At 65.7% G+C, this 12,228-nt stretch carries 11 protein-coding genes; 8 read left to right on the top strand and 3 right to left on the bottom strand.

The window, feature by feature from the left end; translation table 11 throughout:
* The 8 genes from XAXN_RS00250 to XAXN_RS00215 form a co-directional block, all read left to right on the top strand.
* On the top strand, positions 1 to 448 hold a 448-nt coding region (locus XAXN_RS00250), incomplete at its 5' end, for an IS5 family transposase (protein ID WP_134984810.1).
* Positions 449 to 757: 309 nt separating this feature from the next.
* Positions 758 to 2,056, top strand: a complete 1,299-nt coding sequence (gene folC, locus XAXN_RS00245; protein ID WP_054318057.1) for a bifunctional tetrahydrofolate synthase/dihydrofolate synthase — start codon at positions 758 to 760, stop codon at positions 2,054 to 2,056.
* Between the two features lie 67 nt (positions 2,057 to 2,123).
* The gene (locus XAXN_RS00240; protein WP_054318056.1) at positions 2,124 to 3,206 is read left to right on the top strand and encodes an SPOR domain-containing protein; all 1,083 of its coding nucleotides are present in this window, start codon (positions 2,124 to 2,126) and stop codon (positions 3,204 to 3,206) included.
* A 212-nt stretch (positions 3,207 to 3,418) separates the two neighbouring features.
* Complete coding sequence (locus XAXN_RS00235) at positions 3,419 to 4,165, top strand: CvpA family protein (RefSeq protein ID WP_054318055.1); 747 nt, start codon at positions 3,419 to 3,421, stop codon at positions 4,163 to 4,165.
* 30 nt (positions 4,166 to 4,195) lie between these two features.
* Positions 4,196 to 5,662, top strand: a complete 1,467-nt coding sequence (gene purF / locus XAXN_RS00230) for an amidophosphoribosyltransferase (RefSeq protein WP_003483730.1) — start codon at positions 4,196 to 4,198, stop codon at positions 5,660 to 5,662.
* 174 nt (positions 5,663 to 5,836) lie between these two features.
* Positions 5,837 to 6,682, top strand: a complete 846-nt coding sequence (locus XAXN_RS00225; RefSeq protein WP_174515517.1) for a ferritin-like domain-containing protein — start codon at positions 5,837 to 5,839, stop codon at positions 6,680 to 6,682.
* A gap of 572 nt (positions 6,683 to 7,254) precedes the next feature.
* Positions 7,255 to 8,514 (top strand): zinc-dependent metalloprotease, encoded by a 1,260-nt coding sequence (locus XAXN_RS00220; protein WP_054318053.1) that lies wholly within the window; start codon positions 7,255 to 7,257, stop codon positions 8,512 to 8,514.
* 135 nt (positions 8,515 to 8,649) lie between these two features.
* Positions 8,650 to 9,069, top strand: a complete 420-nt coding sequence (locus XAXN_RS00215) for a hypothetical protein (RefSeq protein ID WP_054318052.1) — start codon at positions 8,650 to 8,652, stop codon at positions 9,067 to 9,069.
* 187 nt (positions 9,070 to 9,256) lie between these two features.
* On the opposite strand, the gene lpxH is transcribed toward XAXN_RS00215, so the two are convergent.
* The 3 genes from lpxH to XAXN_RS00200 form a co-directional block, all read right to left on the bottom strand.
* A complete protein-coding gene (gene lpxH / locus XAXN_RS00210; RefSeq protein WP_054318051.1) occupies positions 9,257 to 10,000 on the bottom strand; it encodes a UDP-2,3-diacylglucosamine diphosphatase in 744 nt (247 codons plus the stop codon).
* A gap of 517 nt (positions 10,001 to 10,517) precedes the next feature.
* The gene (locus tag XAXN_RS00205) at positions 10,518 to 11,060 is read right to left on the bottom strand and encodes a phosphatase PAP2 family protein (RefSeq protein ID WP_008571423.1); all 543 of its coding nucleotides are present in this window, start codon (positions 11,058 to 11,060) and stop codon (positions 10,518 to 10,520) included.
* Positions 11,041 to 12,177, bottom strand: a complete 1,137-nt coding sequence (locus tag XAXN_RS00200; RefSeq protein WP_054318050.1) for a glycosyltransferase family 4 protein — start codon at positions 12,175 to 12,177, stop codon at positions 11,041 to 11,043. The genes XAXN_RS00205 and XAXN_RS00200 overlap by 20 nt, the downstream gene beginning before the upstream one ends.
* Between the last annotated feature and the right edge of the window lie 51 nt (positions 12,178 to 12,228).

Genomic DNA, 12,228 nt, shown 5'->3' with positions numbered 1-12,228 from the left:
GATGCATCAGACCAAGAAGGGGAATCAGTGGTATTTCGGGATGAAGGCGCACATTGGCGTGGATGAGTTTTCCGGACTGGTGCACCATGTCCATTGCACAGCGGCCAATGTCGCCGATGTCACGGTGACGCACGCATTGCTGCACGGCAAGGAAGACAGCGTGTTCGGCGACAGCGGCTACACCGGCGCGGACAAACGCCAAGAACTGCGGGACTGCCAAGCAGCATTCTTCATCGCCGCCCGGCCCTCGACGATGCAAGCCATCGGCAACACACGCGAGCGTACTCGGGAACAGCGTTGGGAACACGTCAGGGCCAGCGTGCGCGCGAAGGTGGAACATCCATTCCGGGTGATCAAGCGCCAGTTTGGCGACACCAAGGTCCGCTATCGCGGTCTGGCCAAGAACACGGCACAAGTGCTGACCTTGTTTGCATTGTCAAACCTGTAGATGAAGCGAAAGCAATTACTGCCTGCGATGGGGAGCGTGCGCCTGTAACCCGGGAAATTTCCAAGGAAAACGCCATAAATGGCGAAAAATCCGAGGATCCAAACGCGACTCTCCGGAACGATGCCACCTTCCGCCCTGTCAGGTCTCGTTGTTCAGGCCTCCCCTAACGGTGCTGCTGCGTAGACATTGATGACGCGCCATCCCGTGCATCGGTCCGACCAGGCACTCGCGATGCATCGAGCGCCGAGGTGGCGTGCGATGCGCAGGCGCAAATGGCGATAATGTGCCCCTCTCTGCGCGGTTCTCCCCATGAACGCAACCGACTCTCTCTCCGACTGGCTCGCCTATATCGAGCAGCAGCATCCCAGCGCCATTGCCATGGGCCTGGAGCGCGTGCGCGATGTTGCGGCGCGGTTGCAGCTCGCGTCGCCGGCCACGCACGTCATCGTCGTGGGCGGGACCAATGGCAAGGGCTCGACGGTGGCCTTCATCGAGGCGATCGGGCGTGCCGCCGGCTGGAAGGTCGGTGCCTACACCTCGCCGCATCTGCTGCGCTACAACGAGCGCGTGCGCATCGATGGCAACGAGGCCAGTGACGCGCAGCTGGTCGACGCGTTTGCGGCGGTCGAAGCAGCACGCGGCGACACCGCGCTGACCTATTTCGAGTTCGGTACGCTGGCGGCGCTGCGGTTGTTTCAGCAGTCCGCGCTGGAGTTGGCGGTACTGGAAATCGGCCTGGGCGGACGCCTGGATGCGGTCAACATCGTCGATTCGGACGTGGCGGTGATCACCACCGTCGATCTCGACCACACCGACTGGTTGGGCGAAGACCGCGAGGCCATCGGTACCGAGAAGGCCGGCATCATCCGCGCCTGGAAGCCGGTGGTGCTGGGCGAGATCGACCCGCCGTCCAGCGTGCTGCGTCGCGCCTACCAGCTGGGTGCCAATGCAATCCGTGCCGGCAGCGATTATTTCTTCGAGCCGATCGACACACAGCACGCCGAGCCCTCGCAATCGGACGCGCCGCACTGGCGCTGGCGCGATGTGGCGGTGACGCTGGAATTGCCGATGCCGGCATTGCGCGCGCCGGTGCAACTGGCCAACGCCGCTGCCGCGATCGCCACATTGCAGGCATTGCCGGTGGAGGTGCCCGACGCGGCCTGGGCGCAGGGCATCGGCAACGCGCACGTGGCCGGGCGACTGCAGCGGCTTGAGGTTGATGGCCTGCAGGTCTTGCTGGATGTCGGCCATAACCCGCAGGCCGCGCGCGCGCTGGCTGCCGCGCTCGGTGCGCAGGCGCATGCCGGCAGCACCTATGCGATCTTCGCCGCATTGGCCGATAAGGATGTGCTGGGCGTGGTGGAGGCAGTCGCTGCGCAGATCGACCACTGGGCGCTGGCGGGGCTGGAAGCCGCACGCGGCCAATCGGCGCAGGCGCTGCGAGCCCGTCTGCAGGGCAGTGCCGCCGCGCAGGCGCCGTGTCATCGCGATGTTGCCAGCGCAGTGCGCGCGGTTCTGGACGCGGCCAGCCCCGGCGATCGCGTGCTGGTCTTCGGTTCGTTTCACACCGTGGCCGACGCGCTTAGCGCACTTCATTCAGCCCGCTGAGGTCGTCGGGGTGGCGCCGGCCTTATAATCGCCGCGGCACCCCGCCACGCCGCCTCTCGTCTCTTCCGTGGATACTGCTCTGAAACAGCGACTGATTGGCGCCATCGTTCTGGTGGCGCTTGCCGTGATCTTCCTGCCGATGCTGGTCAAAGGCCCCGCGCCGTCGAGCGGTGTGGCCGATGTGCCGCTTGAGGCGCCCGCAGCGCCCGCCAATGGCGAGTTCGAAACCCGCGAATTGCCGCTGGTGACACCGGGCAATGCGCCGGCCGGTGGCGCGCTAGGCATGGCCGGCGCGCCGGCGCCGGTGCAGAACAACCCCGACGCCGCCGATCTGGCCGCCCCGTCCAGCACGCCCTCGGCTCCGGAAGTGGCTGCCGGCAATTACGCGGTGAATTTCGGCGCGTACGCCACCAGCGCCGACGCCGATGCGGTGATTGCGCGGCTCAAGCAGGCACAGTTGCCCGGTTTCAGCGAAAAGACCCAGATCAACGGCCGCCCGGCCTGGCGCGTGCTCGTGGGGCCGTATGCCGACCAGGCCCAGGCCGAATCGGCCCGCCTGCAGGCAGTGAAGGTGCGCAGCGACGTCAACGCCCAGGTGGTGACGTTGGATGCCAACGCCGCCGCGCCGGCGCCTGTCGCCAGCGCACCGGTGCCTGCACCTGCCGCCAAACCCGGCAGCAGCGCAGCCGCCGCCAGCACCACCGCACCGACCAAGACCGAAAGCCTGCCGCCGGAGCCCGCCAAACCGGTGGCCGCCGCGCCCAAGCCGGCCGAAGTGGCCAAGCCCGTGCCGGCCAAGCCTGAGGTCACCAAGCCTGCAACCCCTACGCCTGCAGCCGCCAAGCCCGAGCTTGCTGCCAAGCCAGAGCCTGCCAAGCCGGTGGTCACCGCGCCGGCTGCGCCTGCGGCCAGCGCGGTCGGGTTTGCCGTGCAGTTGGGCGCGTTCGGTCGTGCCGAAGATGCCGAAGCCTTGCGCGACCGCGTGCGCGCTGCCGGCTTCAGCGCCTTCGTCGAACAGGTGCGGACCGACAAGGGCGCGCTCAACCGCGTGCGTGTCGGCCCGGTGGCCAATCGCAGCGATGCCGAACAGTTGCGTGCCCAGGTGGCAGCCAAGGTCGGAATCTCGGGCATAGTGCGGCCACATCCGTAATCGCCATGCCGGCCGCAAGCAAACGTGGCCGCCGCGCAGGTGGCAGCCGCTCGTACACTGCACTGCCGACGGACCGCCACGTGTCCGCTAACTGCCTGCACTGCGCGCCTGCAGTTGCTGGATTTTCGAACGCCTCGCACCCATGGAGGGGAGGCAATGACGACCGAGCCCAATTGCACTCACGGCGCGCGCGCCACGCGGAGAAGTTGCCCATGATCGACATGGTGCTGGGCGTCATCATTCTGGTCTCGGCCCTATTGGGCTTGCTGCGTGGCTTTGTCGCCATCGTGGTAGGCACGTTGTCGTGGCTGCTGGCCGGCTGGGCCACCTTCATGTTCGGCGGCGCGGCCGCGCGCTGGCTGGCCGATGGCAAGCATCCGTCTGCGACCGAATCGTTCGGCGGCTACGCCATGGTGTTCGTCGGTGTGCTGATCAGCGTGGCGGTGATTGGCATGGTGATTCGCGCGGGCGTGGATGCGATCAAGCTCGGCGGCACCGACCGCATGCTCGGGTTCGGCCTGGGCGTGGTGCGCGGCGCGTTTCTGGCCAGCGTGCTGGTGCTGCTGATGGGCTTCACCCCGCTGCCGCGCGAGCCGGCATGGCTCCAGTCGGTGCTGCTGCCCATGCTGCAGCCGGGCGCCGGCTGGATGCGGGCGCAACTGCCGGCCTGGCGGATGCCGTCGATGGAAATGCCATCAATGGAACTCGGCAACTTGCCCACGGAGTTGGGTAAGTTGCCTTCGGCAGGCGATAATACGGACCTGGGCAAGGCACTTGGCGGTTCCGGGCTGAGCGACACCATCACCCGTGCGCTCGGCAAACCCGGCAAGACCGCTGGCGACGGACGCGATCCGACGCAGGCGATGCCGGCCAACATCGATCCGGCGCAGGTTCGCGGCGGAGAAAGCGACCCGGCTCGGGTCGAATCCCAAGGCCAGGCACGGCCACCTTCACAGTAACGGCGCAAGCCGAAGCGGAGAACGCGCACCATGTGTGGCATCGTCGGTATTGTCGGTAACCAGAACGTCGCCGGGCAGCTGTATGACGGCCTGACCGTCCTGCAGCATCGTGGGCAGGACGCCGCAGGCATCGCCACCGCAGACGGCACGCGCCTGCGCGTGCAGAAGGCCAACGGCCTGGTGCGCGACGTCTTCGACGAAAAGAAGATGGCGGTGCTGGAAGGCCGCGTCGGCATCGCGCATTGCCGCTACCCGACCGCAGGCTCGGAAGGCATGGACGAGGCGCAGCCGTTCTACGTCAATTCGCCCTACGGCATCGCGCTGGCGCACAACGGCAACCTGATCAACACCGAGGCCTTGCGCCAGCAGGTGTTCGAAGCCGACCGCCGCAACATCAATACCGATTCGGACAGCGAAGTGCTGTTGAACGTGTTCGCCTACGAGCTGGACGCGCAGCGCATGCTCACCCCCGAAGCGGCGATCCGTGCGGTGGCCGGCGTGCACCGCCGCTGCAAGGGCGGCTACGCGGTGGTCAGCGTGGTGCTGGGCCTGGGCCTGGTGGCGTTCCGCGACCCGCACGGCATCCGCCCGCTGGTGCTGGGCAAGCGCGAGCATGCTGAAGGCACCGAATACATCGTCTCCTCCGAATCGGCAGCGCTGGATATCCTCGGCTACCAGCGCGTGCGCGACGTGCGCCCGGGCGAAGCGCTGGTGATCACCGCGCGCGGCGAGCTGTTCTCGGAAGTCTGCGCCGCGCCGACCAACAACGCGCCGTGCATTTTCGAGTACGTGTATTTCGCGCGCCCCGATTCGATGATCGACAACATCTCGGTGCACAAGGCGCGCATGCGCATGGGCCTGAAGCTGGGCGAAAAGATCCTGCGCCTGCGCCCGGACCATGACATCGACACCATCATCCCGATCCCGGACACCTCGCGCGATGTGGCGCTGGAGATGTCCAACGTACTCGGCGTGAAATACCGCGAGGGTTTCGTCAAGAATCGCTACGTGGGCCGCACCTTCATCATGCCGGGGCAGGGCGAACGGCAGAAATCGGTACGCCGCAAGCTCAACCCGATCCACCTGGAATTCCGCAACCGCGTGGTGCTGCTGGTGGACGATTCGATCGTGCGCGGCACCACCAGCCGGCAGATCGTGCAGATGGCGCGCGACGCTGGCGCACGCAAGGTATACCTGGCCTCGGCCGCCCCCCCGGTGCGCTACCCCAATATCTACGGCATCGACATGCCGGCGGCCGAAGAGCTCATTGCGCATGGCCGCAGCGAGCTGGAAATCCAGGAGTTTCTGGGCTGCGACTGGCTGATCTACCAGGATCTGGAAGACCTGGAAGTGGCGGTGCGCGAAGGCAACCCGGACATCAAGCAGTTCGATTCCTCGTGCTTCAACGGCGAATACATCACCGGCATCGAGCCAGGGTATTTCGAACGCATCCAGCAGCTGCGCTCGGACGATGCCAAGAAGCGTCGCCGCGCCTGAGGCACCCAGGCGGGGCGGCCGATTGGCCGCGCTGGTAGGCGTGCGGATGGCGTGGGCAGGGTGTGGCAACCAAAACGCTGCAGCCATCGACACGCTCGACGGTGGGTGCCTGCACAACGCGCAGCTACCCGCGGCCGAACACGTGCAAGCGCAATGGGTTTCTGCAGCGCGCCACTGCCCCGTACGGCCAACGGCATGAGCAGCGACCCGTTCGCAAGCGCGGATCTGTTCGACGCTGCGTGCCTGTGCCTGGACCAGGCCGACCCGCAACAGAAAGTTGCGCTGACCCAGCACTACGCAGCAGCCTTTCGCGAAGGCGTCCTCACGCTCGATCCGGCGGCGCCCGCGCCTGCGCCGATCCGTATGCCAGGCCGTCCGGCGACGCCACTGCTGGTGCATCCGCGCGACTTGCCGCGCCGTGGACTGGGCACGCCGGAAGGGCGCGCTGCGTTCATTCATGCAATTGCGCACATCGAACTCAACGCCATCGATCTGGCGTGGGATGCGGTGTATCGCTTTCGCGGGCTTCCCGCGGCGTTCTACGCCGATTGGGTGGCGGTGGCCGACGACGAGTCGCAGCACTTCATGCTGCTGCGCGCACGATTGCAGGCGCACGACCACGACTACGGCGATTTCGCCGCGCATAACGGGTTGTGGGAAATGTGCGAAAAGACGGCACACGACGGCCTGGCGCGCATGGCGCTGGTGCCGCGCGTGCTCGAAGCGCGCGGGCTGGATGTAACGCCGGCGATGATCGTCAAGCTTCGTTCGCTCGGCGACGCTGTCACGGCCGAGGTGCTCGAAACCATCCTGCGCGAAGAAGTGGCGCACGTGGCCGCCGGCTCGCGCTGGTACCGCTGGTATTGCGAGCAGGCCGGTGTCGAGCCGCGCGCACGGTTCAAGGCTCTGCTGCGCGAATACGCCGGCGGTTATCTGCATGGGCCGTTCAATCTGCAGGCGCGCCTGCTTGCCGGTTTCGACGAGGACGAGCTGGCCGACCTGGTGGAGCAGGCTGGCTGAGCGTGGCCTGCATGCGGGCCGCGAATCTGCTTGCATGGCCTGTGTTGAGAATCTGCCTGACGCATGCGTGCGCGGATTCCAATGACGCCACACACGCCGCCTCACGTTCTACAGATTGGGGGCGCACCTTCAACGCCCACGGCCGATGAGGCGTGCATCGATGCACGCTGCGCCCTGCACGGACGAGGTGGATGCGCTTGCCATCTGCACTGACGCCGACGCGGCACAGTGTTTTGCAATATAGGCGATGTCGACGCGGCCAATCGTGGCTGAGGCAATCACGTCGATGCGCAGCGAACTGTATGACGACGCGAGATGGTCGTGTTGTCTGCGAAGGCGGCTGTGCTCGTTCGACACGCTCCTTGAGAACAAGCTCTTTGACCAGGACTGTGCGCTGGCTCCCCTTCGAGAGCTGATGGAATCGCACCCAGGCATTGGCAAACATCACAGAAACATAATTTGCCGTTGCAACAACTTGCATTCGGTACAGTTTCACGCGCCCTAATGGCGTCCCGGGGCCAGGGGCCCGCTGTTCCACATCCGTAACTTTCATGTCTTAGGAGAGAAAGACGATGAAGTCGAAGTCGATGTGCACCACGGTGGGTCTGATCGCCATGTGCCTGGCCGGCTCGGCCGCCGCTGCCGGCAAGCCGTTGTATCAAACCGGCGCTGCGCTGAGCCGCAGTGCCACCGCCACCGCTGCAGCCGAACCGTCGCTGCAACGCCTGTTGAGCGCCCCGTCCACTGCCAACGCGCAGGTGGTTCAGCTCGACGCCGGCGCGGTGACCGCCTCGGAAAAATTGCTGGAGCTGCAGCTGGATGGTCAGACCGTCACTGCCACCCAGGCCAAGGTCGATGCCCTGGAGGGTAGCGACAGCGTGTGGTACGGCAATCTCGGTGCACGTGCAGGCACCCGCGCGCGCACGCTGTCGGGCGTGGACCCGATGAACTCGGCCATCCTGGTGCGCAGCGGCGACACCGTGACCGGCACGATTCGCTACGCCGGCAAGCTCTATCGCCTGCGTCCGCTGGCCGATGGCCGCCACGTGCTGGTGCAAGTGGATGAGCAGCGCATGCCGCAGGAGCATCCGGCCGACTACAGCCTGCTGCCGAAGTTCGACATGCCCGGCGATGGACGCGTGACCGCTGCCGCCGCCTCATCAGGTAGCCCGGCAACCATCCGCGTGCTGGTGGTGGCTACCAACAAGGCCGTGACCGCTTACGGCGCCAACATGCAATCGCTGGTGCAACTGGCGGTGGCCGAAGCCAACCAGGGCTACATCAATAGCAACGTGGGCATCACTTTGCAGCTGGCGCGCTACGAGACCACCAGCCACACCGAGACCGGCAACTTCACGACCGACCTGCAGCGTTTCCGGGTGACCAACGACGACTACATGGACAGCATCCACACCAGCCGCAACACCTACACGGTCGATGTGGGAGTCATCGTGCTGGACAACAGCAGCTACTGCGGCCTGGCGTCGGGCATCGGCTCCAACGCCGCAAGTGCTTTTGCGTCGGTGTACTGGGATTGCGCCACCGGTTACTACAGTTTCGCTCACGAAATCGGGCATCTGCAAAGCGCACGCCATGACGCAATCAACGACCCGAGCAACTCGCCGTACGCGTATGGCCACGGTTATCGCTACGGCAACAGCAACAGCTGGCGCACCATCATGGCCTACGACTGCACCAGCGGTTGCCCGCGCCTGAACTACTGGTCCAACCCCAACATCAGCTACAACGGCGTGCCCATGGGCAATGCCAGCACCGCCGACAACCAACGCGTGCTGGTCAACACCAAGGCCACGATTGCGGCCTTCCGTTGAGGTTTGTTAACCGATCCAGGCCCGGCCCGGCACCGCAAGTGCCGGGCCCTTTTCAGCTACACCCGCGCGCGTGGATCGCGCAGACTAGGCGCACCGTCGGCGATTGCCGGCCCTGTCCTATCGAGCGGAGCCCTCATGTCCACGTCCCTGCGTCATGCGCTTGTGTTCCTGGCCGCGCTGACGGTTGCCGGATGCAAGCAGCAACCGGCCGACCCCGTCGTCGCGCAACCCAAGCCTGCCGTGAGCGCACCGGCACCGCCCCCCAGCGACGATGCGCAAGCCCGCGCGCTGCAGGCGCTCGAAACCCGCTTGCAGGGCGACAAGGTCTACCCGGATAACTGCATCAGCATCATGGCCGAGGACGGCGATGCGCCTGCGCCGGACACGTTCGATTTTGCGGTGCGCGAACGCCATGGCGATGGCTGCCCTGGCGACCCGCAGACCAGCCCGGTACGCGACCGTTTCCGCGTACAGGCCGATGACACGCTGCTGTGGTACGACGTGGTGAATGCCGATTTCGTCGACTACGCCGAGCGTGCGCGAAGCGCGCAGTGAGCGTTGCGGTCACTGATTGGCACGCCTGAGGATGCTGCGCACCTTGATCGGCAAGCGCCGCTGATCCATCGCAGCGTCGCCGTGCATCTGTGGCCTCGGGCGCGCCTTCGATCTTGCTGCGCGCCCTCAATGCAGCACCGCGTCGCTGCGCCGTGCCATGGCAGGCACGGTACGTGGATCTGCCGCGTTACAACGCCAACTGCTCCAGCGACACGCCATCGGCATCCACGCGCAAGACCGATCCTTGCTCGTACCAGTCGCCCAGCACGATGCGCGTGCAGGTGTTGCCACCGGCCTGCAAGGTGTGGATGGCAGGGCGATGGGTGTGGCCGTGGATCAGCCGATCCAGCCCGTAACGCACGAAGGTGGCTTCCACTTCGGCCGGCGCCACGTCGGTGACGGTTTCGAAGCGCGACTGGTCGCCCTGCTTGAGTTCTGCATGCCGCGCCTGGCTGGCCGCGCGCGCCTGCTGCGCGAACGCAACGCGTGCGGCCAGCGGCTGGGCCAGGAACTGCGCCTGGAACACTGGGTCGCGCGTCTGCGCGCGGAAGGCCTGGTAGGCCGTGTCGTCGGTGCACAGCAAGTCGCCGTGCATCAGTAGCGTGGTGTGTCCGTACAGATCGATGACGGTGGGGTCGGGCAGGATCCGGAAGCCCGCCCGTTGCGCGTAGGTTTCGCCCACCAGAAAGTCGCGGTTGCCGGCCATGAAGAACACCGGCACGCCGGAATCTGCCACTGCATGCAGGGCCACCGCCACTGCATCGGCGGCGGTGGACGGAGTGCCGCCGCCGATCCAGGCTTCGAACAGATCGCCCAGGATGTAGAGCGCGTCGCTCCCGGGCACCTGCGTACGCAGGAAGTCCAGGAACAACTCGGTGATCGCCGGCCGGGCCGGATCCAGATGCAGGTCGGAAATGAACAAGGTCGTCATTGCGCCATTGTACGGCGGCAGAGCGGGGCGGGAATTGGGAATTGGGAATCGCAGAAGCATTGCAGCTTCGCGGCGATTGGTGTGCCAACTTGCAACGACGCCGGAGGCTGGCGATCGCCATTTAGACATCCTGCGGGTCGCACGCGCCGTGGGACATGCGCGTGGGTGGGCAACCTTCCGTCAGTTCACCGCGTACCTTCAGCGCAAGATCCCCTCTCCCTACGCGAGAGGGGCGGGGTGAGGGTACGGGGTGAAGCCACGCGCTGAAGTCGCAATTGCTGCGCTGGGTTCTTTTCGACTTTTACGAAACACCCATCGACGGCGGGTGCATGAGGCTTCACACGTCTCTTCATCCGTCCCTGCGGGGCACCTTCTCCCCCATAAAGAAGGACAATGTCCCGAAGGGAGAAGGATGAGGCGAAGAGGCCTTGCTGCTTACTTGGCAGCGTCTTGGTCCCTGTCCGTTTGCCCTTACGCTTACCTGTCAGCGAGCCGTCATCACGCAAACCGCCACCGATTACCCCAACACCACCGGCAGCCCCCACAGCGACAGGCTGGCCAGCAGCACGCCGATCAGCGTGGCGGCCAGCACGTCGCTGGGATAATGCAGGCCCAGCACTACCCGCGAGAGCGCCACGCCTGCCGAAAACGGCACCAGCAAGGGGGCCAGCCAGGGGTAATAGGCCAGCGCCACGATGCTGAAGGACACCGCGTGCAAGGTGTGGCCGGAGGGGAAACTGAACTCGTCCAGCGGCGCCACCCATGCGCGAATCCGCACGTCCGCCGCATACGGACGCGGACGCCGGGTCCAGCGTTTAAGCGCCTTGTACAACGTCAATGCAAGCACGCCGGTGGCGGCCATGTGCGCCGACGCACGCACGCCGTCCATGCCGTCGAGCACCACCAGCAACCCCATCAAGGCGTACCAGAACACGCCGTCGCCCAGTCGGCTGATGGTGGCGAAGACGCGCCGTACCGGGTGGCGTCGGCACCAGAGATTGGCGCGGCGGCACCAGCGCGCTTCGTGACCGCGCAAGACCTCAAGCCGCGTTGACGACATAACGCCCCCGTGCAGCGCTGATTCCCAGCAATAGGGCTTCGAAGTCGCAGACCACATTGTCTGGATGCAATTTCTTCATCGCCTGCGCCGCTGCCGTGCCCATGCGCTGGCGCAGTGCGTCGTCTTCGGTGAGCGCGACGGCGGCCTGGATGAAGGCCTCGTCGGTGTCCACCGCCGCACCACTATGGCCGTTGCGCAGATACTCGCGTGCAGCGCCGTAATCGAAAGCGACGGTGGCCACACCGCTGGCCATCGCTTCCAGCGTCACATTGCCGAAGGTTTCGCTGCGGCTGGGAAACAGGAACAGATCACCGCTGGCGAAGTGGCGCGCCAACGCATCGCCACGTTGGACGCCGCAGAAAATGAAGTCCGGATTGTCGTGCGCAATCTTCTCGCGTGCGGGGCCATCGCCCACCCACACGAAACGTGCCTTCGGGCGGATCTGCTGCAGTTTGCGAAAGGCGCGCACGGCCAGCGGCAAATTCTTTTCGCTGGCGATGCGCCCGACATAGATGGCGGCAAAGCCTTCGCCTTCGATGCCCCAATCGGCGCGCAATGCCAAATCGCGGCGGCTCGGATCGAATTGCTGGCTATCCACTGCGCGCGCCAGCAATTGCACACGCTCAAAGCCATCATTGCGCAGGAACTGCTGCAGCTCGCGCGTGGGCACCAGGGTGGCATCGGCCTGGTTGTGGAAGCGCCGCATCCAGCGTAACGCGGTGCCCTGAAGCCAGGCAGCGCCGTAGTCGGGCAGGTATTCGTCGAAGCGGGTATGGAAGCCGGTGGCCACCGGAATGCCGAGCCGGCGGGCTGCGCGCATTGCCGACCAGCCCAGCGGGCCTTCCGTGGCCACGTAGATCGCGTCCGGTTGCGTGCTGCGCCAATGACGGACGAGGCGTTGCGTGGCCGGCAGGCCGAATTTCAATCCCGGGTAGCGCGGCAGCGATGCGCCACGCACCAGCAGTGCATCGCTCGGCGCGGTATCGGCGCGCTGGCGTGGCCGCACCACATCCACCTGGTGTCCACGCGCGCGCAGACCGGTTTCCAGACTATGCACGGTCAACGCAACACCGTTGACCTCGGGGGGATAGGTTTCGGTAACGATTGCGTAGCGCATGCCCGTTCTCCCGTTTTGACTAGTTTCCGGGAGTGCGATGGCATTGATGTT

Origin of the sequence: Xanthomonas axonopodis (assembly GCF_001304695.1) — a bacterium.
GTDB lineage: Bacteria > Pseudomonadota > Gammaproteobacteria > Xanthomonadales > Xanthomonadaceae > Xanthomonas > Xanthomonas axonopodis.
This window is presented reverse-complemented; position numbering and strand designations above follow the sequence as displayed.